This window comes from Aliikangiella litoralis (assembly GCF_052495765.1).
Map to the genome: position 1 here is coordinate 2,513,585 of NZ_CP199292.1, position 23,507 is coordinate 2,537,091.

The window sequence follows — 23,507 nt, forward strand, 5'->3', positions numbered from 1 at the left end:
CTAAGTAGCGGCGAAAGAGCTAATTTAAAGTAAATTGATATGAACTCTAATCACTTATTTGTACTATAAGAATTATCCGGTTTTGCTAAATGCCGAGTAGTGTACATTAATGTCAGCATGATGAGGATTAAAAATAGCGTACCTGTTAATAGTGCAAACTGCTCTAACTGAAGAATAGAATAAAGTACGCTATACAGCGAACTTAGCAGTCCTGCCATAAGCAATGCGCTTTTTCGGCTTTTTGCTGCAATGCCAACATAACTGGTAATAGATAGTATTGCGGTTAAAGCGGCGATAAGGTATGCACCTAAAAAGCCTATATGTTCGGATAAGGAGAGTAGTAGGAGATAAAATAAGCTTAATGAAGCGCCGACTAAGCAATATTGAATCAGGCTAAAGTTAACCTGTTTTTTCAAGTCAAATACAAACAAGGCCAAAAAGGTTAAACAAATAAATAAAATGCCATATTTGACTGAACGTTTCACTTTACTGTAGTGAGTTATTGGCTCAAAAAGCATCGTTTTGGCCGACACTTCATATAATGAAAGCTCATTACTGGTTCTAAATCTTTGTGGGTAGTTTCTCGCCAGATGGCTGAGTTCCCATTTAGCGGTAAAACCTTTTTCTGTTACTTTTCTTGAGGTTGGTAGCATTCCATGAAAGCTTGGGTGTTGCCAATTGGATGATACTGTTAATAAAGTATCTTCTGCCAGGGGAAGTACTGAAATACTTTTAGAGCCCCGAAAGTCAACTGAAAAACTAATCGATAAATTATCACTCGATTGGTTCAAGGTGATGGGGGCATGGAAGCCAGATGATATACCGACATTATTCAGATTTGTTCCAGAATTAAGTTTTAACGGTTTATTGTTGAGTGCAAACTGAGTGACTTTCTGTATGGCTTTGTTGTCAGATACGCCAAAGCTCAGGTAACTATCTTTGTAATGAATATGTGTAATTGATTTATCTTTAAATGCTATTTTTGAAAAGTGCGCTTGTCCTTTTAATTGAGCATTGTAAACCATCGCTTGATAAATACCGCGATAACGAAAGTCATAATCGAGGTTTATATCAACGTTGAGTTGCTCCGGTAAAATAATCATTTTATCGTGCACCGTTCGGTGTACTTGTCTGATCTTTTCTTCGCCATTGTCTGATTTGTAGGTTTTAGTATCTACGACCTCATAGCTGAAAGGTATCACCAGCGCAGGTCCTGAGATAATCTGACTGTTTCCCCAAGTGTCGCCAACTTCATTGGTTACATTGGTATATAGTTGACCACGTTCATCGGTTATTCCTTCAAGTAACCCCAAAATGCTGAGACTAACTAAACCTAATACGCCAATACCAATACCTTTAAGTAGTGACGGTAATTTTTTTCCCATTGAGAGATATGATGGTGAAGAGGCTTGAGAAGCTTGATCATTTTCTAGTGATTGAGAAGCATTTAAAATGCCAAATGAATGACCGAATAGTTTTTTAACCAATACTAAAGCACCTAAGCCAATAAGTAGTAATAAAGCTAAAGCGATAAGTACCGCAAATATTTCAAACATAATATTTCCCGAGTTGTGTCATTACTTATTAGTTATGAGTGACGGCGTGTTAACTGCATTGCAACTGATTAACGGCCATTAATGTTTTTACGGATTTATTAAAACGGTTAAACCGGGCAATATGACGAGAGAAATAGTAAAAATAATGGCGAGATTATGGCAAAATAATGACAAGTTAAATTTTAGTATAACTAGGGCGTGTTGCTCTTTCGTTCTTTGAGATTGTTGCGGCTAAAATTTTGTCAATCGAGGCTCGCGGAGCGTGGTTTAGTGACCAACAAAGAGTGACAAAATTTTAGCCACAACCCGCAGGGCCGAGCTGTTTTTCCGCCCTGCTGCGTTAAAAGCTGAACCTGTAGAATGACTACATGGTACACCTTTTGCCTTGCTGGACAAAAAAATAGCTTCGGCAATCTCAAAGAACGAAAGAGCAACACGCCCTAAGATAAATAGGTTAAATCGGTGTTACCCGAAAACATAATTCAGCATTTAGCGACACAAATTAGTACCTGTACTGATAAGCAAACAAAAATTAAACGGATATCAGCCGTTGCAGGTGGTGATATTTGTCAGTCATTTTTGATAGAGACACATAATAAAAAGTATTTTTTAAAGTTAAGCGAGCACAATGCTAAAGCGCTATTTAAAGCTGAAGCCTTCGGATTAAACTCGATTGCTGAGACAGCTGTTATTAGAACTCCAAAGGTTATTTGTGAGGGAAGCTTTGAGCAGTATCAATATTTGATATTAGAATATTTAGAGTTGCGAAGGAACGGCGATGTTAAATTGCTGGCAAAGGCATTGGCTAATTTGCATTTAACGACTAGGGAGCAGTTTGGTTTTCAACAAGATAACTTTATCGGTTTAACGCCTCAAACTAATACTTGGGAAACTGATTGGGTTTATTTTTTTGCTGAGCATCGATTAAAGTATCAGCTTCAATTACTAACAAACAAAGGTGTACCTAATCGTTTATTGAAAAGTGGAAGTGAGTTAATTGGATTAATACCTCATTTTTTTGATGATTATTGTCCGCAAGCCTCTTTTATTCACGGTGATCTTTGGAGCGGTAATTATGCTTTTGACGAAAATGGCTTTCCAGTTATTTATGATCCTGCCTGCTACTATGCAGATCATGAAGCTGAACTTGCAATGATGGAACTCTTTGGTTCACCAGGCGAGTCTTTTTTCTCTGCTTATCATGACATTTTTAAAATTGACTCAGGTTATAGCCGAAGAAAACCACTGTATAATTTATATCACTTGCTTAACCATGCGAATATTTTTGGCGGTGGATATATTAATCAGTCTCTTTCCTGTATTCATAGTTTATTAAAATCGTTTTGACTGTTGAGTGACTGATGTTATAAGTGTTTTATCTAAAGATGTATGAGCTGCAAGTTTATATCTTGCTCAGAGGTAAGGCCGCCGAGGTTTATTTTATATAGTTGAAATCACTAACGAATATGTTGAGCAAAGTAAGCAACCATCGACGAATAAGTTTCTATTGTGCGTATTAGAAAAGGCTTTTGCACCAAGGTATGGAATATAAGAGCCACAAGCTGATGTATTAATGCGTTTCCCAATATTACTGTAAGCAAAATCGTATCAATGTTTAGATGACATAATGGTTCACAATCCATGAATCGCATCATTAAGTTGATTTAAAATTTGATTAACTCGGCAGTTCAGCGTTTTTACTATCTAGTTGGTTGGCTCTTTTCTTGATATCTTCAACAGCTTTGTCATAATTATTTTTACTGCTATTTTCTCGGCGTTTTTTCTGGTATGTTCCCTTAATCGTTTAATACGCGCTTTAAGTTCGGCTTCCGTTTCAGTAGGCTCAATCTGATCGTATTCTTCTTCCGGATATTTTTCAGGGTTTTCTTTCATATCCTGATAGTAAGCTTCTAAATCCGAAACATGAAGTGTGTATTGAGCTTTGGATTGTGGATTTTGTTGGATGACATAGATATACCGACCTGCCTGTACATCCATATGAAAAACATCGGCAAAACCAATTGACCCCGAACCTTTACCTGTATCAAATTCCACAATGTAAGTATTTTGAGACTTTTTATCAATAACCTTGCCATCAACGATTTGGCTGCCATTGACTTTGCTAATACTCAATATTTGGGTGTCAACCGCTAAAACATTACCCTCAGAAAAATTAAAATCAATAGGTAACTGGATGCTTTCATGTCGCTCAAAACCAACACGACTCATACGTGGGCCAGCTTGCGTTGCTTTTTTGGATAAAAACAGATCTTTTATGTAGGCTCCTAATAATTGTTTGGCTTCTTCATTAATTGTAATGTCGTACTGATGGGAAAACGCATTGGTTTTTTTTAAATTTTTCGGCTCAAAGAACAGTTGTGGTGAGCTGATTGTTTGTTTAGGCGATAAAGTTGAACTTGTTTCACTCGCTAATATTGACTGAGTAAAAAATAACGCTACTAAACTTAAGTATCTATACATGTTTAAACCCTCAAAGTAAGTGTACGTTTCTTGTTTACCTTAATACGGTATACACTTTAACAAGAGCTGTTGAACTATAGCGATAGTATCTCATTATTTTTTTCTGAATTATGCACTTTCAAGTTGTACGAGGATTGTTATCCTGTTGGTTATGTCTAATCATACATATTGTGATAAAGCGAGAATTATTTATCAGTTGAAATAAAATGTGACGAATTTCTTAAATAGCATCTTGCTTTCTGTTCCTTCATCAACCATTCTTGGTGAGATATTCTTAAATAACCTCAATACTTTTAATTCAGGTTTAATAACGACAAAACTTAAGTGGTAGTTTATATAATGCAGCATCAACTCAATCAGGTAGTTAATCAGCTTAATGAGATTATTTTAGGTAAAGAACATCAAATTAAACTTGCGTTAGTATGCCTATTAGCTAAAGGACATTTGCTTATAGAAGATTTGCCTGGAATGGGCAAAACCACTTTGGCGCATGCATTAGCCCAAGTGTTAGGGCTTGATTTCCAGCGTATTCAATTTACCAGTGATTTATTACCTGCTGACATTACTGGTTCTGCAATTTATCAACGTAGTGAAGAAACTTTTAAATTTCATCAAGGGCCTATTTTTACTCAGGTGATATTAGCTGATGAGGTCAATCGAGCAACGCCAAAATCTCAAAGCGCACTATTAGAAGCAATGGAAGAATATCAAGTGACTTCAGAAGGTGTTAGCCGAGCTTTGCCTGAGCCATTTTTTGTGATCGCAACTCAAAATCCATTTCACCAAATAGGCACTTATCCGTTACCTGAGTCACAACTTGATCGATTTTTGATCAGAGTTTCGCTCGGTTATCCTGAACCTGAAGTGGAAAGATTGTTGTTCAAGGGACAAGAAACAAGGAATCAAATTGCAGATTTGCAGCCTGTGCTTAATGCTCAAAAACTAATCGACTTTCAACAAAGTGTTGCAGATATTAATACTTCTGAAACCCTATTAGATTATTTGCAAGCCTTGGTTGCCGCTACTCGAAATAGTAGTAGCTGGTCTCATGGAATATCTCCTAGAGGAGGTTTAGCTTTATTGAAAGCTGCGAAGGCTTGGGCATTTCTTGATGGTAGAGACTTTGTACTACCTGAAGATGTTCAAGCGGTTTGGTCGCCTGTGGTTGGGCATCGGTTGATGACACAAAATGTAAATGATGTCGCTACAGAATCTCCTGTTGAAGCTTTACTTCGTTCTACTGCTATTCCGAGGTAAGTAGGTTGTCAGTTTCGTCAAATACATTGTTTAGACCAATTAAATTAGTGTTTAAAAACTTTTTCAGTAATCGAATGCCTGTGGGAGCGAGCATTCGTTTTAATCAACGTTCGACTTATATTTGGCCAACTAAAGTTGGCTACTTGTTGCTTGCTATTTTCCTTTTAATGATGATTGGGTCAACGAATTACCAAAATAACCTGGCATTTTTACTGACTTTCTTATTGGTTGGAATAGGATTGGTTTGTATCGTATTTACCTTTAGAAATTTGCAAGGTATTGAGTTTGCTTTATCAGCAAACGAAGAAACTTATGCAGGACAACCTATAAGTTTATGGTTGAGTTTAAGAAGTTACAGTGGTCGAGAGCATTATTCGATAGGGGTGGGCACTAATTATGACAATTTATTATTCGTTAATGTCCCTGTAACAGGTTATAGCAAGGTTAAATTGGATGTTGGAGTTGCCCAACGTGGTTGGTATCCAGTTCCAAGATTGCTTGCTTCTAGCCAGTTCCCTTTTGGCTGGATGAGAACTTGGGCATATTTTGGACTTGATAAGTCTATTTTGGTATATCCTCAGCCACTAGAGCCTGTTTTATCCAGCAGGACTTCAGGTGAAGACGACAATGAAGAAGGTAATAAGAGTAAGGGGGTTGATGATCTTTATGGGTTAAAACCCTATCAAGAAGGTGAGCCACTAAGTAGGGTCGATTGGAAGGCATATGCTAGAGAGCGGGGGATGTTTGTGCGTGAGTTTACTGATTATCAGTCTCGACAGCTCTGTTTTTGCTGGGATGACTTTCCTGGGGAAGAGGTTGAAAAAAGATTGTCTTATTTAACTTATATGGTTACAGAAGCGGCTAACCAGCAATTAAGTTACTCAATGAAACTACCTAATCAATATTTCGAGTTTGATGATGGAGAAGAGCATTGTAAAAAATGTTTAAAAGCGCTAGCGCTTTACGGGAAACAACAAGATGATAAAAAAGGTTAATGCTTAATTCAGCGATTTCACAAGAGCTCATGCAGACAAGAAAGCTGCCTATAGAAGCGATGCTGATTGCACAGCAAAGTGTATTGTTGCCATTGTATTTTTTTGTACCTATCTGGATTGCTTTATTAAATACGGCTGCTGCTTTGTTAGTTCTATACTCAACTCGTCGTTCATTGGCTATTTCACGTTGGTTAAAGGTAGCGATCACTATTTTAGCTATTGGAGGGGTATTAATTGTATTTAAACAATTTACCGGGAAAGATGCTGGCATTGCGCTAATTACTGCAATGTATGGTTTGAAAATATTAGAAGTGAAAGCTGTTAGAGATGCTAATTTGCTATTAAGCTTTGGTTTTTTCATGCTGGTAACCGCTTTTCTTTTCTCACAAAGCCCCATTATTGCAGTTTATCAGTTTGTCCCTATTTTATTGATTTTAAATGGTTTTTTAATACTTCAGAGTGTCGACAACCAAGCTTTATTTAAAAAGAATTTTGCTAATGTACTTAAAGAGTTGAGTGGTTATTTACTGTTAGCTATTCCGGTTATGATTATTTTATTTATCTTTTTTCCTCGGTTTAGTGGACCTATTTGGCGTATGCCAGGCTCATCTAGCTCTGTTAGTGGTATTTCTGACAGTATGAGTCCTGGAGAAATCAGCGGTTTGCAACTGTTAGATGAAGTTGCTTTTAGAGTTAAATTTGAAAAGGAAATGCCTCAAGAGTCTGACTTTTATTGGCGGGTTTTAACGCTTGATGAATTTGATGGCATTAGTTGGACAAGAGCAGAGACACGAGAGTTAACCAATAAAGAACCAATATCAGATGATGTTGAAATTTATCAATATTCAATTACGTTAGAGCCTACTCAGCAAGACTATTTAGTAACACTTGATAGACCAGTTACAATACCCAAACGTGGAGAGCTTAAAAAAGATTATACAACTCGTACTCGCTATCGCGTTGTTGATCGGATGAGATACTCTATCGAATCAGCACCAGGTTTAATAATTGACCAAACGCTGACTGATTTACAAAAACGTTTCTACACGCAAATACCCAGTAGTGGTAATGAACGCTCTCGTCAGTGGGCACAAGAACAAAGGCAAATGAATGAGTCTGATTGGTCTTATATTCACCAACTGTTGCTGCAAATTAATCAACAACCTTATTTTTACACACTACAGCCACCTATTATGGATGAAGATACTGTCGATAGTTTCTGGTTTGATAAAAGAAGTGGCTTCTGTGAGCATTATGCTGGCGCTTTGGTTTATTTAGCTCGTGCCGCAGGTATTCCCGCCAGAGTTGTGATTGGTTATCAAGGTGGCGATAAAAATACTTTGACAGATTATTGGATTGTTAGATATGCCAATGCTCATGCCTGGACTGAAGTTTGGATTCAAGATAAAGGCTGGATTAGAGTTGATCCAACAAGTGCTATTGCTTCAACCAGAGTCGAGCAGTCACTTCTTAATGAATACCGCCAGCGAGAAAGCCTATTTGATGCCTTTGATGTGGTTGAATTAGATGATATTAGCTGGTTTAAGCAATTTGATTATTGGGCCGATCAGATGAATAGCAATTGGAATGAGTGGATTCTTGATTATAACAGCCAACGTCAACGTCAGCTGTTTGCTAATTGGGGGATTTCTTCTATTACAAACCGTCAGCTTATTATTGGTATGTTAATTGGCGTCTTTGTGTTTATTGGCTTTGTTGGAGTTCGAACATTACGTCAACGTTCAATACTTAAGCCTCTAGCCCGTAGTTATATTAAAGTTCAGCAAAAATTATCACAAAAAAAGGTTGTCGATTATGATGTCAGTATGGGGCCGCAACAATTAAAACAGTTATTGCAGACTAAAGATGCAATATTTTATCAGCCGATTATTGCGGTATTGGAGGATTATATTCAGCTACAATATGTTCAGCAAGAACCTTCTCTCCAAGCGACTAATCGTTTATTACGCAGGTTCCGACAATTAAAAATTTGAGAAGTTGAAGTTTACTGAGGCAACATTGAGTTTGTGGCTGAGTTAGAAAGGTTGTTTTGAATGCAACCACTATATCAATAAGATAGCTAAAAAATACGACTGCTAGTTGAGCAGTATAAACCTCGATAAAAGCGGTAAAATCCCCTATAATCGCGGCTTTATTTGTAATTAGCAAAGATTCTGATGGATATTTCTCCGGTTCTAAACTTTCTTCATTGTGAAACCCCAAAAGCGTGGCTCGATTATGCGGTTCAGCATATCGATATATTACTGATTGACCATGCTAAATGTGAGAAAAAAGCAGCTTCTACTGCTTTAAGTCTTATGTTTAAGTATCCTTCTAGAACAGAGCTTCAAGAAAAGATGGCACAATTAGCGAGAGAAGAAATCCTACATTTTGAACAAGTGTTTGAAAAAATTAAGGAACGTGGTATTGCTTATACTATACTCACGCCTTCACGATACGCTGGAAAGCTAAGAAAGCTAGCTCGTGACAATGAGCCTGATAAATTAGTCGATTTTTGTATCATTGGTGGAATTATTGAGGCTCGTTCATGTGAGCGTTTTGCTAGTCTAGCGCCTTTGCTCGATGAAATAGAACCAGAGTTAGCAAAATACTACCGCTATCTACTTAAATCAGAATCACGTCATTTTGAAGATTACCTGATTTTGGCTGAGAAATATTCTGCAACTGACATTAATCAGCGTGTTGAGCTGTTGCTACAAGAAGAAGCAAAGTTGATACTGGGAGAAGACGATGTTTTTCGCTTTCATAGTGGTGTACCGGCCAATAGAGGTTAAGTTGGTCTAGCTGCATGGTTTGTTTGATTGAACCTAAGCTTGGTAATATGGTCATACAAGCGGTTAGAGTCTGTCGATCATTTTGCTTGAGTTGCGTTTCACCTACAAGTAACATAGCAGCCCGCTATACGCCATGCCTGTATAAGGCGCAATTGGTTGAGCGGGGGAAAAATAAGTATTGGTTTTGTATGGATATTATTAGAATATATCCTGCTGTTATTAACTCAGCTTGAATAACAATCGTAAGTAATAATTAAAGAAGCACTTAACTCAAGTGCAATTGATTGGTAATTGGAGTATTAATTTGAACATCATTAAGAAAGTCTGTCTTTTTATAATTGCCTGTATGCTATCTGCTTGTAGCATATTTTACAGTGAAGATGGATTGGTAAAAGATAACTCCTTTGAATATATAAAAGCAGATCAAACTAAAACACTTGAGATCCCTGAACCACTTAAACACAAAAACAATATTGACTACACTGCGGTCCCTGCAATTGGGGAAAAGGCTAAGTCAGCCCCGATAGGTAAAGATCTTAAAGTGGTAGCACCGATACAGATTTTGGCTGTATTAGATAATGTTCGTTCTAATAAGGAATCAGAAAACCCTGCAATATTTATTACTGAAGATGCTAACTTTGTATGGCAAACCATTATTGATATGTTCAAAAATAGCGAGATTGCTTTGCAATTAGCCGATAAAGCTAATTATGTTCTTGAAACAGATTGGGTTGCTCTAGATAAAAGAGGTATATGGCTAGGCCTGGCGGGGGCTGACGAGGTTGATGACTTTCGTGCTAAGTATAGAATTAAGTTAACAGAAGGTGTTTTAAAAGGTGAAAAACAAATAGAGGTAGAAAGGATTGCTGCTGAAAGTTTTAATGATGACACTGATAAATGGGAGTCATATCCGAGTTTTTGGCAAGACTCTGCCGAAATGCTGAACTTAATTATTTCTAGTTATGATAAAGCGGTTATTGAGAGAGATAGAAAAGCTAAATCGAGTGTGATAGCTGGTTTTAAAGTAAAAATGGCTAAAGATGATGATGATAATGCGGCATTAGTGACTTCTGCTGATATGGAGTTGGTTTGGGATAAGTTGCCTAAAGTATTAGAAGCGCTTAATTTTGACATTAATGATAGAGACCGTCGTTTAATGACTTATTTTGTAGCTTATGAATTTGAAGAACCTGGCTTTTTTGCATCTTTATTTGATTCTGAAGAAAAACCATTGCCACTTGAAACAGGCGATTATCAAGTAACATTACGTCAGTTAGGAGAACTCACAGCCATTGTCTTTAGAGACGGGCAGGGGGCACCACTGACATCAGATACAATGGTTAAACTATATCCTGATTTAAATAAATTGTTTGGTGATAAGCGTTAGAATAAATTGGCTAAACTACGGGTTTGTTCACTAGGTTCTGGCAGTAAAGGGAATGCTACTTTAGTTGAGTATAATGAAACTTTATTGTTGGTGGATAGTGGCTTTTCGTGCAAGGAGCTGGAGCAGCGCTTAGTTTCTCGCTCTGTTTCAGCTAAGCAAGTTTCAGCTGTTTTAGTAACACATGAACACAGCGATCATTTTAATGGCGTACCTGCTTTTGCTAACAAATATCAATTGCCTGTATGGATGAGTCCAGGTACTAGTCTCCACCCTAGAGCCGCCAAAATTAAAAGTTTAAATTTATTTAACAGTCACACTGAGTTTATTTTGGGTGATTTTAAAGTCATGCCTGTCGCAGTTCCGCATGACTCAAGAGAAGCTTGCCAATTTGTTTTTCAGGCTAATGATAAACGAGTCGGCATATTGACCGATTTGGGTCACATTACTCCTTATGTGCAATCTTGTTTTGCAAGCTGTGATATCTTATTGCTTGAGTTTAATCATGATAAAAAACGTTTAATGCAAGGGCGCTACCCTGCTTCTTTAAAGGCGAGAGTTTCTGGTAGTTTTGGCCACTTAAATAATGAGCAAGCGGCAGAGTTTCTTCGCCATATTCAATTATCTAAGCTCCAATATTTAGTTGCGATGCATTTGAGTGAGGAAAATAATTGCCCTGATATTGTTAATAAAGTTGTTGCTGAATTAAATTTAGGTGATAACACTCAGTTTTTACTAGCTGAGCAGCCTATTGGCTTTGATTGGCTCTGTATTTAATTGCTATTTTTAAAAAAGGGTAAAGAAATGGCTTTCTTTACCCTGTATTCCAGTTAATTAAAGCTGAAACGATATTGGCACGTCAAATACAAATTCTTTTTGTTTTAACTCTTTAGGAATTGCCTGAAAGGGGGCCGCTTTCTTGATTATACGGCCAACCGCACGGTCTAATATTCGCGAACCTGAACGCTCAGTTAATTCAATATCAATGATTTCTCCCTCACTATTGATTGTTACTTTAGCAGTAACATCCCCTTCTTTTCGATCCACTAGAGCTTTTCGTGGATATTCTTGATAACGCCTTATGGAGTTTATTAAGTCTCGCGTATAAGAACCAGTAATTAGATCGGCATCAAAAAAGTCTTCCTCAATAGGTGGCGGTGGTTTTTTTTCAATAGAGGCGACTTTTTTAGGTTCTGTTTTGGCTTTAGGCTTGTTACTTGTTTTAGGTGTCGTTTCTGCAATATTAGATTGTAATTTAATATCAGGTTTTATGTCTGGTTTAGCTGTTTTGGGTGTTTGCTTAACTTCAGTTTTTTTATTATTCGTTGGGGTTGCTTTTTGGGCTGGAGGCGTACTAGCTTTGGCTTCTTTTTTTACTGGTGGTTTCTTCTTAGGCGTTTGCTTTTTTGTTTCTTTTTTCTTGGTGTCTACTTTTGCTACTTTTGTAGATGCTTTCTTTGTTTCTTCAGCAGACTCTTTTGGGGGCTCATCAGCTTGAGCTACTTTTGTATCATCAACCAAGTCGTCATCAAAGCGGCCTTTTATGGCTTGAAGGCCCTCGTATTGAGCGATATATCCATTTTTGGTGTTGCTATCATCCTGTCCTCTAATACTTTTTTTGAATGCTTTTGTAGGAGGAATATTACCTAACCAGACATTCAATAATATGCGAGCGAACTCTGGTTTCTCAATGGTCGTAAAAAGTGTAGAGTTTAAATAAACCTGTGTACCTACGCCAGGTATATAATCGATATTGATTTCATCACCTGCTTGTAAAGCTCGTTTAAACAGTTTTGAAAAGCCAACAATTTCTCGAGTGAAGGGCTGCCACTGACTTCTCGAATTATTCATTGCCATTCTTTCTTTCCAATGTCTGGCTAGTTTTCTATTTGAGTAACCAGACAAGAACTTAATTGACATTCTTTTGGCAACATTGTCATCTTTCAATTCATCTGGGTTGTTGATTGATTGAGGACCAAATAAGGCACCGACATAAATATCATTACGTAATTCTTGAAAAACACCAATTCCCATTAATTTTAAATTATCGTTGTTAGATAACTGGGCTGTTATGTTGGCTTTAGATTGTGAAACAACCCCAATAAAAATAAATGAAAAGGCGAATAATAAGGTTATTGGATTTTTTAATTTGAAGTATTGATTGAACATTTATACAACTCCGCAAACACAGTTTACTAACTAATAATTAAGCTATTACTTTCTAGCACTTAAAAACGTATTTTTTTGATTGGGCCCGCATACGAAAATAACCACGTAAGTTTGACACTCACTTTTTAGCTTTATAACACCAAATTCTTATACATGATGTTACTGTATTATTTTTATATTTAATTTTGGTTTTTAATTTCTATATTTAATAATAGCTAAAGTTTTAAATATTTCATTAATCTTAGATTTTAGATGAAAAAAGTCACTATTTATTAACAGCTTTCTAAGCATACAAGCAACTATAACTGAATGCACTAATATTTTCGTGAATATTACACTATTTGCGCAATAAATTATCATAAGTTCTTGTTAAATAGCATTAAATATTCTAAATTTAACCTATCAGCCATAATAGACATTTGATAAAGAGCGTTATTAACTTGCTTTTACTCGTTTTGTTTGGTGTCCAAATATCAGCCAAAATATTCGTTTAATATTGGAAAGTTTGCATTATTAAATCATTTAAGCTGGATATAGTCGTGTTTTTAATTGTTTTTATAAGGCTTTGATTTTAAACATATTTGAGTTTGGATTATATAATAATAAAAAATAAATTGACATAATTGTCGGGGTGAAATGTGAAGTATTTAAAATTATTTTTATTAGTTCTTTGTGTGTTAAATTTTTCTTGCTTTGCTCAAGAGCAAAGTGAAAATGAAAGAATGCTAGCTGTACAGAAAATCTCGATTATAGATAGGCCGGCTCAAATGGTAGGCATCGGGTTAACCCAGCTGCTAAATGATGATTATTATGTAGGGGCATTCTACCTTGATGAGAATGTACAATACGATGGAACGGCCGACTTCTTTTTTGTTGAAGCCGCCAGGCGAATGGAGTTTAGGTTTGCTTCATCGAAAAGCATTTCTGCTAGAAGCTTTAAACGTAAATTAGCTGAAAATGTAAGAATTAATAATACACGAGATGCAATAAATGCCCAAAAATCGCAAATAGCACGGTTTATGCGTTTTTTCAAAGGAACTTATAAAAAAGGTGATGTGCTTAGTTTTGATTATCACCATACGTTTGGTACACGAGTTATCTTAAATGGAAAAACTATTGGTGAAGTTGAGTTATCACACGGCTTATATAATTTGTTAGTCAATATTTGGGTGGGTGAAAGGCCTCCGTCTTCAGCTTTTAAGCTTGGCATTGTCGGAAAAAATGACATCGACTATCAAATTGAACTACAACGTAAATTTATTTCATTATAGTTGCTCTTTTTTGAGCTGATTTTTTATTGATTACCTAAGGTAAAAAAGTTTTTTGGTTTTTTGCCTTACTTTTATACAGTACATATATTATTTGTACATCAGCTCTATTTTTCGGTTTACACACTATCGAATCCTCGTTATGCTCTATCGCCATCACAGCTATCACTAGTTGATACTTTCTTTAAAATTTAAGTTTTAAATCTTACTTCATTAATAATCGAGAATTTAAAAAATGGCTAACATTTTGTTACTTGGAGCTGGCTTCGTTACAGGCCCATTAGTCGAATACTTACATCAAAAAAAACACCATATTACAGTGGGGTCGCAATATTTACCTGAAGCTGAACAGCTTGTTGCTGGACGTGAAGGTCTTAAGCCATTGCAAGTTGATGTGACTAATAATGATGAACTAACTGAACTTGTTAAAAATGCAGATTTAGTAGTTTCTTTTGTGCCTTTTCAATTTCATGTTGCTGTTGCAAGAATTTGTGTGGCACAGAAAAAGTCATTAGTGACTGCCAGTTATACTCACCAAGATATGTGGCAACTTAATGATGAAGCTAAAAAGGCTGGTATTACAATTTTAAATGAGATTGGTGTTGATCCTGGAATTGATCATATGACGGCTATGCAGGTGATTGATGAAGCGCATGCTAAAGGTTTGGAGGTCGAAGCTTTGGTTTCTTGGTGTGGTGGAATTCCTGCTCCAGAAGCTAACAATAATCCTTTGGGGTATAAATTCTCTTGGTCACCTATGGCTGTTTTATCAGCCGTTTCAAATGATGCTAAATATTTAAGAAAGGGTGAAACTAAGATGATCGATGGTGATAATTTATTAGCTTCAATGAGAGATGTGACATTAACTGAAGATATGGAGTTAAAAGGTTATGCAAATCGTGATTCTCTTGGTTATCGTGAAGAGTATAGAATTCCAGAAGTACAAACGTTGCTGAGAGGCACGCTACGCTACGCAGGTTTTGGTCCTATTATTGATGCAGCTAAAAAAGTAGGACTATTGTCAAGTGAGTCTTTCGCGGGAGACGCACCTGTAAACTGGCGCGAATTAATGAGTCGTTTAAGTGGTGTGAGTGAAAGTGACTTGGCAAATAATTTTAGTGCTGAACCTCAAATTAATGAGCACTTTGCCTGGTTAGGCTGTTTTTCTGAGGAGCCTTTAAATGCTGATACTCCTATTCAAGCATTTTGTTCTTTATTGTGTGAAAAACTAAAATATGAGCAAAATGAACAAGATATGATCGTCATGCAACATCGACTGATTTTGAAAGATAAGCAGCAAAATAAAGTTTTTCATCGTTCAACATTGGTTGAAAAAGGAGAAGTTGGTGGCTTTTCTGCTATGGCTAAAACCGTTGGTTATCCTGCCGCAATTGCTGCTGATTTAATATTATCGGGAACAATTAATAGGAAAGGGGTTTGTATTCCTGTTACTGATGATATTTATAAGCCTGTTTTATTAGAGCTGGAAAAATTGAATATCAAAATGAAAGAAGAAATTATTCAAGGGCAAAGTGAAGAAAGCTTTTTAAATCACTTGTAATTTTATCCGTTGAGCTATAATACTTTGGTCATATTTAGAGTTGATTATTAATGATCATAAAATGCACTTGGTAATATGTGAGCAGGTTTTATTTTTTTCTATCGTATAATGCATCTTAATAGCAAAATACAATGTAAGTTATTGAAACCGTCAATTTGGCTCAGGCTAGAAAACAGAGTATTGTTAGATTTTCTCAGATACTAACCTTTTCTTAATTTAAGGTTAGTATAATTTTTAAACTGTTATTATTTTTATATTATTAATTAGGAGATTGTTATGGGAGTTTTAGTCGGACGTGAAGCACCTGATTTTACAGCGGCTGCGGTATTAGGTAGCGGTGAAATTGTTAATGATTTTAATTTTAAAGAAGCAACTAAAGGTAAAAAAGCTGTTGTTTTCTTTTACCCTCTTGATTTCACATTTGTTTGTCCTTCTGAGCTGATTGCATTTGATCATCGATTGAAAGATTTCTCTGACAGAGGTGTTGAAGTTATTGGCGTATCTATAGATTCTCATTTTTCTCATAATGCGTGGAGAAATACGGCAATCAAAGATGGCGGTATTGGAGCTGTTGGTTACACTCTAGTTGCTGATGTTAAACATCAAATTTGTCAAGCTTATGATGTTGAGCATCCTGAAGCTGGTGTTGCTTTTAGAGGATCTTTTTTAATTGATGAAGATGGCTTAGTTCGTCACCAGGTTGTTAATGACCTACCATTAGGCCGTAATATTGATGAAATGTTAAGAATGGTTGATGCACTTCAATTCCACCAACAGCATGGTGAAGTTTGTCCGGCTGGTTGGAAAGAAGGTGATAAAGGTATGCAAGCATCGCCAGAAGGTGTTGCTAAGTATCTAGCAGAAGAAGCTGATAACCTTTAATTTTTACTTGGTTATTGTCTTAAGGCCGGACTTGTTCCGGCTTTTTTGTGTCGGTTTTATTTGTTGCTCAGTTCACAAAAAGTGCCGCAGATCTCACATTAATGGTATATTTATGTTAGTTTTATTATCTAAAATAGTAATAATTAGCGATATTTAAAATTTTGATCAAATGGTCTGAATATCGATCGGGGCATGTGCATGAATTATCCTTCCGTATTACCTTTATCAAGCCTATCTAAGCTGGCAGTATCTTTGTTATTGCTTATTGCTGCTGTTTTTAATATTAATGCAGCAGTACCAGATGAAGTGCAAGCAGTATTTGTTAATAATGGTTGTTTAAATTGTCACGGGGCGACGAATCCAAGTGGTGGTCTCTCACTGGTTAATGCAGACGTTTCTGAAATGCAGTTAGTTGATGTTAATGCTAACTGTAATGCCAATATGAAAAGGGTTCTGGCTGGTGAACCGCAAAATTCAGCATTGTATCGAAAAATATCAATGCAAAATCCTGGCTGTGGTGGTGTGATGCCCCCTAATGGAAATATGATTAGTCAGGCTGACCAAGCAGTAATATTTGATTGGATTGTGTCGATTGGACCGGCTGCTCAGTTTGGTTTAATTGAAATGCAGACTGCTGCTGTGACAGTGCAAGAAACAGATACTAACCTAACCTTAACGGTCAATCGGCTTTTGGGAACACAGGGACAGGTGAGTGTCGATTATGTTGTTTCAACCATTGGTACAGATACAGCTACTTCACCTGATGACTATGTTGCTGATAGTGGAACGCTTGTATTTGCTGACGGAGAAACAAGTCAGACAATAACTATTCTTTTAGCTGATGATGATGTATTTGAAGGTGCAGAAGTTTTTTCTGCGACTCTTAGCAATGTTGCTGGTGGGGCTGTGTTGGGTAGTCAAGCTCAAACTAAAGTAACAATACAAGATAACGAAATGTCGAATGAGCCTGGAACATTTTTATTTAGTGCTGTTAACTACAGTGTAGTAGAAGATGCAGGCACGATTGATATAACTGTATTAAGATCATTTGGTGCGGCCGGAAGCGTAAGTGTTGAGTTGAGGTCGACTGATGTGACTGCTGTTTCTAATATGGATTATACAAGTATTAATCAGACACTCGTATTTGATGAAGGTATTAGATCACAAGTCGTTTCATTGGCTATATTAGATGATCAAACCGAAGAAGAAAGTGAAAGGCTTACTTTATCGTTATCTAATCCTGCTGGTGGAGCGGTGCTTGGCAGTCCAAATAATGTGACGGTTACTATTAATGATAATGATGCACCAGATGTGGTGGTGGTCGATCCAGAGCCTGAAACACCAATTGTTCCAACAACAGAAGCAACTTATGAAGCGGCGGGAGCAATATTCTATTTAATTCCAATGATAGGCATCCTGTTTTTTGTTTTTCGTGGTAAAAAACGATAATTTTTAGTTCTTATTAAGTTTTTATCTATCTCAAGTTTAAACGTTATGTATATTAGAAATGCCGGCTTATTTAATAAGTCGGTATCTGCTCTTTTTAATTAAAAGCTATACTACTATTTGGCTTATTGACTGTTTATATTAATTAGAGTTATTTGATTTTACTTTAGAACACACTAAACTTGCGCCCATGAACGAATCAAACATAATTTCTGATGGTTTTTTATTAATGCTCACCGGCATGGGAACCGTCTTTATATTTTTATCTATCCTTGTTTTTTTTACTGGGTTACTTCAACGTTTTGCCAAAGAAGAAGTGATTAAGCAAACCAGCAATAAGCAATGTAAGTACGATGAAGATGAAATTGCTGCGGTTTCTGCTGCGGTCTATGCTTATCGACAAAAGATAATAAACTCTGAGGAATAATAATGACGAATAAACTCGGCATAACCGAATTGGTGTTGCGTGATGGTCATCAATCTCTTTTTGCTACTCGTATGCGTATTGAAGATATGCTTCCTATTGCCGAAAAGCTTGATCAAATTGGCTATTGGTCAATTGAAACCTGGGGAGGAGCAACTTTTGATTCATGTATTCGTTTTTTGGGAGAGGATCCTTGGGAAAGGCTTCGTCGACTAAAGGCAGCTATGCCTAATACCAAGCAGCAAATGTTATTTCGAGCTCAGAATATATTAGGTTATCGTCATTACGCTGACGACGTAGTAGAAGCTTTTGTTGAGCGTGCCGCAGTAAATGGCATGGATGTTTTTAGAATATTTGATGCCATGAATGATATGCGCAATTTAGAAACAGCTATTAAAGCTACGGTTAAAGTGGGTAAGCATGCTCAAGGGACTATGTCTTACACTGTCAGTCCTGTGCATACGATTGATATGTGGTTGGATATGGCTAAGCAATTAGAAGATATGGGCTCGCACTCTATTTGCATTAAAGATATGGCTGGTTTATTAAAACCCTATGTTGCAGAAGAGCTTGTTAGTCGTTTAAAAGAAAGTATTCAAGTGCCTATTGCATTACATGCACATGCTACAACGGGGCTAAGTACTGCAACAATTACCAAGGCTGTTGAATCGGGCATTGATACCGTTGATACCAGTATTTCTTCAATGAGTATGACCTATGGACATTCGGCAACTGAATCAGTTGTATCGATATTTCAAGAACATCAAAGAGACACAGGACTTAATCTTGAAGCGTTGGAAGAAATATCGGCATATTTTAGAGAAGTAAGAAAAAAATACGCAAAGTGGGAAGGTAGTTTAAAAGGTGTCGACTCTAGGATCCTTGTTGCTCAAGTGCCGGGAGGAATGTTGACTAATATGGAAAGTCAATTAAAAGAACAAGGGGCAGGAGAAAAGCTTGATGAGGTATTGAGAGAAATTCCGCGAGTAAGAAAAGATTTAGGTTACATTCCCTTGGTAACACCAACTTCTCAAATTGTTGGGACTCAGGCCGTTTTAAATGTATTAACTGGAGAGCGTTATAAAAGTATCAGTAAAGAAACTGCAGGAGTTTTAAAGGGAGAATATGGGGCAACAGCTGCGCCAGTTAATGCAGAATTACAAGCGCGTGTTTTAGAAGGCGCTGAGTCAATTACTTGCAGACCTGCAGATTTATTAGCCGCTGAAATGAATAAGCTACAGCAAGAGCTTACAGAAATAGCACAAAAAGAATCAATAAAACTAGCTGATAATGAGATTGATGATGTATTAACTTATGCATTGTTTCCTCAAATAGGTACAAAGTTTTTAAAGAATAGAGGAAACCCTGACGCTTTTGAACCTACGCCTCAAGCAGAAGAAGAGCAGGTGCAAGTGGTAAATAGTACTTTAGCTGAACCACCGTCTTCTAGCTTAGTTCCCGAAAATTATAATGTTGCTGTGAATGGTAAAAATTTCCAGGTAACTGTTGCTCCTAGCGGTGTTATTGCCGATATTCAACCACAAACAACCATTCAAAGTACTCTTCCTATAACTAGCGCAAGCGCTCAATCGACAGTTGATGCGCCATTAGCTGGAAATATATTTAAAATACTGGTTTCCCCTGGTGACAATGTATCTGAAGGTGATGTAGTGATTATATTAGAGGCTATGAAAATGGAAACGGAAGTGCGCGCAATTCAAGCCGGTAAAGTCTCTAATATTTTGGTCAAAGAGGGTGATGCGGTTAGCCTGGGTGATCAGCTTGTTGGTCTTGGATAATTTATTAGGAAGTAATATAAAATGTCAGAAGGGTTAATTCAGCTTTGGCAAAGCACTGGGATTGCTAACTTTAGTTTTCCTGAAATAGCAATGATTTTAGTTGGAGTATTGTTACTATTTTTAGCAATAGCTAAAGAGTTTGAGCCACTATTACTATTGCCTATTGGGTTCGGCGCTATTTTGAGCAATATACCTGTTGCTGGTATTTCTGAGGCTGGGGGAATACTTTACTATATCTACAAAATTGGTATTGATACAGGTGTTTTTCCCTTAATCATATTTATGGGAGTAGGTGCTATGACCGACTTTGGGGCTTTAATCGCTAATCCAAAAACTCTATTCTTAGGTGCTGCAGCTCAGTTCGGTATTTTTGCGACTTTAATTGGCGCTTTAGCTCTAAATAGTGTTCCTGGTATTAATTGGACAATTCAAGATGCATCAGCAATAGCAATTATTGGTGGGGCAGATGGTCCAACAGCGATATTTCTTGCTGGCAAACTAGCCCCCGATCTTTTAGGAGCCATTGCAGTTGCTGCCTATTCATATATGGCACTAGTACCCATTATTCAGCCTCCTATTATGAGGTTGTTAACGACTGAGCAGGAGCGTTCAATTAAAATGACTCAACTGCGCCATGTATCTCAGAGAGAGAAAATAATTTTCCCTCTCGTTGTTTTAGCGCTATGTATATTGTTATTGCCATCTGCAGCCCCTTTAATTGGTATGTTTTGTTTCGGTAACTTAATGAAAGAAAGTGGCGTGGTTAATCGTTTGTCTGAGACAACCCAAAATTCATTAATTAATATTACTACAATATTTTTAGGCTTAGGCGTAGGTTCGAAATTGTCTGCAGAGCAGTTTTTAAATTGGGAAACGATTGGGATTCTACTTTTAGGTGCAGTTGCTTTTTCTATAGGAACAGCGAGTGGAATTTTAATGGCTAAACTGATGTCACGTCTTAGCAGTGAAAAAATTAATCCTCTTATTGGAGCCGCGGGAGTTTCTGCCGTTCCAATGGCTGCGAGAGTCGTTAATAAGGTGGGTTTAGAGTCAAATCCACATAATTTCTTATTAATGCATGCGATGGGACCTAATGTTGCTGGAGTTATTGGTTCCGCGGTGGCGGCAGGCGTTTTGTTGGCATTAGTTGGAAACTAGGTGAAATAAGTCTAATCTATTTATTTTTTGACCTAAATCAAAAAGTTTATTTGCCTTATAACCAATGGTTATGAGTTGATTGGACCATCAATTAATTGGTGACTATACTCAAATTAGGTTTATTAATTTGTGAGAGTCTATTATGCCGTTACGGTTTCCTGAAGATCCGCTTTATCAATTATTGCGAGAAGAGAAAGTTAAAGCTTTTAACCAACAAAGAGGTACTGATACAGTAATCGACTTCCATGACTGTGACTTTAGAGGCCTTGATTTAAGAGGGTTAGACGCTCATGGAATTGATTTTTCTGGCTGTTACTTTCGAGCGGCAGATTTAAGAGGTATTGATTTTAGCCAAGCAAATTTATCCGGTGCCAGTGTTGCTTCTGCCCAAATATCCGGCTCATTGTTTCCTTCAAATATCTCGGCCAACGAAATCCTTCTATCTGTTGAAAAAGGTACTCGAATGCGAGTGAGGTAAACATTTCTGGATTTAACAAGCCGGATGAGTAATTTCTGAGTGATTAGTTTATAATGCCCCGAATAATCACAAATAATATATTACTTTAAGGGGCACTAGTTTGGACGCTATTAATACTTTTCTGTTGTGGATCGATGGCTTTTTAGGATCCGCCACTTATTTCCCAATATTGTTACTTGGTACAGGGATTATCTTTACCTTATACCTAGGCTTTCCTCAAATTCGCTATTTTGCACATGCTACCCGTATTTTACGTGGTAAATATTCCAAATCAGATGCACCTGGCGATACTAGCCACTTTCAAGCCTTAACAACGGCACTTTCAGGCACAGTTGGAACTGGAAATATTGGTGGTGTGGCGTTAGCGATCTACCTAGGTGGTCCTGCTGCTTTGTTTTGGATGTGGGCGACGGCTTTTTTCGGTATGACAACAAAGTTTGTTGAGGTAACGCTATCTCATAAATATCGTGAAAAAACTGCTGATGGTACTATGGCTGGTGGTCCCATGTACTACATGGAAAAAAAGCTCAACATGAAATGGATGGCGGTACTAGTTGCTGTAGCAACCGTGGTGAGTTCTATTGGATCTGGCAATATGCCGCAAATCAATAATATTGCGGTTGGCTTAAATGAATCATTTGGTATTGAAAAGTGGGTCACTGGGGCGATACTAGCGATCATACTAGCAATGGTAATTATAGGCGGGATTAAAAGAATTGCTAATGTTGCAGAAAAAGTCGTACCAACTATGGCTTTAATTTATTTTATCGGTGCACTTGCTGTTATTTTCGCAAATTTTGAAAATATTGGACCGTCTTTTGCCGCTATTTTCTCTGATTTGTTTTCTGGTTCAGCAGCTGTTGGTGGCTTTTTAGGTGCAAGCATGGCGTATGCACTAGATAGAGGAGTAAATAGGGGGTTATTTTCTAACGAAGCTGGTCAGGGGTCGGCGCCTATCGCTCATGCAAGTGCAAAGGGTAAAGAACCTGCGTCTGAAGGGATGGTGTCTTTACTCGAACCTTTCATCGACACGATTGTTATCTGTACAGTTACCGGTTTAGTCATTTTAAGTAGTGGTGTATGGAGTGAAAAACATCAAAATACTTTTGACCGAGCAGATATGGAATATGTGGCTGGTGAGTATTCGGATACTAACCAAAAGAATGTTTCAAGCTTATTTAGTTATTTGGACAAAAAGTCTGATGAAAATGGCGGTGTAGAACTATATTCAGGCACTATTGAAATCAAAGATGGTAGAGCGATAGGTAATGGTTACACCTTGATCAGCGCACGTTCTATTGCTGAAGAGGTTGTCTATTCGCAAGGTGAGAAGCCATTCTCTGGCGAGTTGCAAATTGAAAAAGGTAAAATAGTCGATGCTGATGGTGTTTCTGTCGCTGGTAAATCACTGATTCACTCTGTGAGGTTAACAACTGAGGCTTTCAAACACGGTTTTATGGGGGAAGCAGGTGAGTATATTGTTACTTTAGGTTTATTACTGTTTGCTTTTACCACCGCAATAGCTTGGTCATATTATGGTGATCGGGCCATGACGTATCTGTTTGGTCCTAAAGCTGTGTTACCTTATCGAGTAGTCTATGTAGCTGCATTTTTCGTTGCGTCTTTTACCGATGCAACCGTAATCTGGAATTTGGCCTATGTCACAGTTGCGTTAATGACGATACCTAACTTAATCGGCATCTTGTTGTTACACAAAGATATGAAACAAACCGTCGCAGATTATTGGACACATTTTAATAAGAACAGGGCAGATTAAAACAAGCGTTTGAAAAATGTGTTAAACTGATAACTTATGCTAGCTTTAGCATTCAAGGTCGATACTAAACCCCGCTA

The 23,507-nt window shown here is 37.2% G+C and carries 19 protein-coding genes; 16 read left to right on the forward strand and 3 right to left on the reverse strand.

The genetic code is table 11. The annotated features are described in order from the left end of the window. Window positions 1–50: 50 nt before the first annotated feature. Entirely contained in the window at window positions 51–1,556 is a 1,506-nt protein-coding gene (gene creD / locus ACT5E3_RS10355) for a cell envelope integrity protein CreD (RefSeq protein WP_444998231.1), read from the reverse strand. A 462-nt stretch (window positions 1,557–2,018) separates the two neighbouring features. On the opposite strand from creD, the gene ACT5E3_RS10360 reads away from it, so the two are divergent. Next, on the forward strand, window positions 2,019–2,903 hold the full coding sequence (locus ACT5E3_RS10360; RefSeq protein ID WP_444998232.1) for a fructosamine kinase family protein: 885 nt from the start codon (window positions 2,019–2,021) through the stop codon (window positions 2,901–2,903). A 357-nt stretch (window positions 2,904–3,260) separates the two neighbouring features. On the opposite strand, the gene ACT5E3_RS10365 is transcribed toward ACT5E3_RS10360, so the two are convergent. Continuing rightward, a complete protein-coding gene (locus ACT5E3_RS10365) occupies window positions 3,261–4,037 on the reverse strand; it encodes a hypothetical protein (RefSeq protein ID WP_444998233.1) in 777 nt (258 codons plus the stop codon). 339 nt (window positions 4,038–4,376) lie between these two features. Here ACT5E3_RS10365 and ACT5E3_RS10370 point away from each other — a divergent pair, with 339 nt between their 5' ends. The 6 genes from ACT5E3_RS10370 (at window position 4,377) to ACT5E3_RS10395 (ending at window position 11,245) form a co-directional block, all read left to right on the forward strand. After that, the gene (locus tag ACT5E3_RS10370; protein WP_444998234.1) at window positions 4,377–5,294 is read left to right on the forward strand and encodes an AAA family ATPase; all 918 of its coding nucleotides are present in this window, start codon (window positions 4,377–4,379) and stop codon (window positions 5,292–5,294) included. Window positions 5,295–5,299: 5 nt separating this feature from the next. Further along, window positions 5,300–6,289 (forward strand): hypothetical protein, encoded by a 990-nt coding sequence (locus ACT5E3_RS10375; RefSeq protein WP_444998235.1) that lies wholly within the window; start codon window positions 5,300–5,302, stop codon window positions 6,287–6,289. After that, entirely contained in the window at window positions 6,289–8,283 is a 1,995-nt protein-coding gene (locus tag ACT5E3_RS10380; protein ID WP_444998236.1) for a transglutaminase family protein, read from the forward strand. Before ACT5E3_RS10375 ends, ACT5E3_RS10380 begins: the two co-directional genes overlap by 1 nt. A 183-nt stretch (window positions 8,284–8,466) precedes the next feature. Beyond that, entirely contained in the window at window positions 8,467–9,084 is a 618-nt protein-coding gene (locus ACT5E3_RS10385; RefSeq protein WP_444998237.1) for a tRNA-(ms[2]io[6]A)-hydroxylase, read from the forward strand. A gap of 304 nt (window positions 9,085–9,388) precedes the next feature. Next, the gene (bamC, locus tag ACT5E3_RS10390) at window positions 9,389–10,471 is read left to right on the forward strand and encodes an outer membrane protein assembly factor BamC (RefSeq protein ID WP_444998238.1); all 1,083 of its coding nucleotides are present in this window, start codon (window positions 9,389–9,391) and stop codon (window positions 10,469–10,471) included. A 6-nt stretch (window positions 10,472–10,477) separates the two neighbouring features. Then, window positions 10,478–11,245 carry an MBL fold metallo-hydrolase gene (locus tag ACT5E3_RS10395; protein ID WP_444998239.1) on the forward strand — a complete coding sequence of 256 codons (768 nt, stop codon included), beginning with the start codon at window positions 10,478–10,480 and terminating at the stop codon, window positions 11,243–11,245. 57 nt (window positions 11,246–11,302) lie between these two features. On the opposite strand, the gene ACT5E3_RS10400 is transcribed toward ACT5E3_RS10395, so the two are convergent. Continuing rightward, window positions 11,303–12,637, reverse strand: coding sequence for a TonB family protein (locus ACT5E3_RS10400; RefSeq protein WP_444998240.1), 1,335 nt, complete (start codon window positions 12,635–12,637; stop codon window positions 11,303–11,305). A gap of 638 nt (window positions 12,638–13,275) precedes the next feature. On the opposite strand from ACT5E3_RS10400, the gene ACT5E3_RS10405 reads away from it, so the two are divergent. From ACT5E3_RS10405 to ACT5E3_RS10445, 9 genes are all read left to right on the forward strand, one after another. Beyond that, window positions 13,276–13,908: a chalcone isomerase family protein gene (locus ACT5E3_RS10405; RefSeq protein ID WP_444998241.1), complete on the forward strand. Its 633-nt coding sequence runs from the start codon at window positions 13,276–13,278 to the stop codon at window positions 13,906–13,908. Window positions 13,909–14,140: 232 nt separating this feature from the next. Further along, window positions 14,141–15,466 (forward strand): saccharopine dehydrogenase C-terminal domain-containing protein, encoded by a 1,326-nt coding sequence (locus ACT5E3_RS10410; RefSeq protein ID WP_444998242.1) that lies wholly within the window; start codon window positions 14,141–14,143, stop codon window positions 15,464–15,466. A 276-nt stretch (window positions 15,467–15,742) separates the two neighbouring features. Continuing rightward, complete coding sequence (locus ACT5E3_RS10415) at window positions 15,743–16,348, forward strand: peroxiredoxin (protein ID WP_444998243.1); 606 nt, start codon at window positions 15,743–15,745, stop codon at window positions 16,346–16,348. Window positions 16,349–16,546: 198 nt separating this feature from the next. After that, the gene (locus ACT5E3_RS10420) at window positions 16,547–17,797 is read left to right on the forward strand and encodes a Calx-beta domain-containing protein (protein WP_444998244.1); all 1,251 of its coding nucleotides are present in this window, start codon (window positions 16,547–16,549) and stop codon (window positions 17,795–17,797) included. Between the two features lie 187 nt (window positions 17,798–17,984). After that, window positions 17,985–18,221 carry an OadG family protein gene (locus ACT5E3_RS10425; protein ID WP_444998245.1) on the forward strand — a complete coding sequence of 79 codons (237 nt, stop codon included), beginning with the start codon at window positions 17,985–17,987 and terminating at the stop codon, window positions 18,219–18,221. Between the two features lie 2 nt (window positions 18,222–18,223). Further along, window positions 18,224–20,017 carry a sodium-extruding oxaloacetate decarboxylase subunit alpha gene (oadA, locus tag ACT5E3_RS10430; RefSeq protein WP_444998246.1) on the forward strand — a complete coding sequence of 598 codons (1,794 nt, stop codon included), beginning with the start codon at window positions 18,224–18,226 and terminating at the stop codon, window positions 20,015–20,017. A 21-nt stretch (window positions 20,018–20,038) separates the two neighbouring features. Then, window positions 20,039–21,175, forward strand: a complete 1,137-nt coding sequence (locus tag ACT5E3_RS10435; protein WP_444998247.1) for a sodium ion-translocating decarboxylase subunit beta — start codon at window positions 20,039–20,041, stop codon at window positions 21,173–21,175. Window positions 21,176–21,317: 142 nt separating this feature from the next. Then, window positions 21,318–21,653 (forward strand): pentapeptide repeat-containing protein, encoded by a 336-nt coding sequence (locus ACT5E3_RS10440; protein ID WP_444998248.1) that lies wholly within the window; start codon window positions 21,318–21,320, stop codon window positions 21,651–21,653. 100 nt (window positions 21,654–21,753) lie between these two features. Next, the gene (locus ACT5E3_RS10445; protein ID WP_444998249.1) at window positions 21,754–23,430 is read left to right on the forward strand and encodes an alanine/glycine:cation symporter family protein; all 1,677 of its coding nucleotides are present in this window, start codon (window positions 21,754–21,756) and stop codon (window positions 23,428–23,430) included. Window positions 23,431–23,507 lie beyond the last annotated feature (77 nt).

Excerpts from the sequence above, each read along its gene's own strand:
- creD (WP_444998231.1), bottom strand. The coding sequence starts at position 1,556 with ATGTTTGAAATATTTGCGGTACTTATCGCTTTAGCTTTATTACTACTT.
- ACT5E3_RS10365 (WP_444998233.1), bottom strand. The coding sequence starts at position 4,037 with ATGTATAGATACTTAAGTTTAGTAGCGTTATTTTTTACTCAGTCAATA.
- ACT5E3_RS10370 (WP_444998234.1), top strand. The coding sequence starts at position 4,377 with ATGCAGCATCAACTCAATCAGGTAGTTAATCAGCTTAATGAGATTATT.
- ACT5E3_RS10380 (WP_444998236.1), top strand. The coding sequence starts at position 6,289 with ATGCTTAATTCAGCGATTTCACAAGAGCTCATGCAGACAAGAAAGCTG.
- ACT5E3_RS10385 (WP_444998237.1), top strand. The coding sequence starts at position 8,467 with ATGGATATTTCTCCGGTTCTAAACTTTCTTCATTGTGAAACCCCAAAA.
- ACT5E3_RS10400 (WP_444998240.1), bottom strand. The coding sequence starts at position 12,637 with ATGTTCAATCAATACTTCAAATTAAAAAATCCAATAACCTTATTATTC.
- ACT5E3_RS10410 (WP_444998242.1), top strand. The coding sequence starts at position 14,141 with ATGGCTAACATTTTGTTACTTGGAGCTGGCTTCGTTACAGGCCCATTA.
- ACT5E3_RS10415 (WP_444998243.1), top strand. The coding sequence starts at position 15,743 with ATGGGAGTTTTAGTCGGACGTGAAGCACCTGATTTTACAGCGGCTGCG.
- ACT5E3_RS10420 (WP_444998244.1), top strand. The coding sequence starts at position 16,547 with ATGAATTATCCTTCCGTATTACCTTTATCAAGCCTATCTAAGCTGGCA.
- ACT5E3_RS10425 (WP_444998245.1), top strand. The coding sequence starts at position 17,985 with ATGAACGAATCAAACATAATTTCTGATGGTTTTTTATTAATGCTCACC.
- oadA (WP_444998246.1), top strand. The coding sequence starts at position 18,224 with ATGACGAATAAACTCGGCATAACCGAATTGGTGTTGCGTGATGGTCAT.
- ACT5E3_RS10435 (WP_444998247.1), top strand. The coding sequence starts at position 20,039 with ATGTCAGAAGGGTTAATTCAGCTTTGGCAAAGCACTGGGATTGCTAAC.
- ACT5E3_RS10440 (WP_444998248.1), top strand. The coding sequence starts at position 21,318 with ATGCCGTTACGGTTTCCTGAAGATCCGCTTTATCAATTATTGCGAGAA.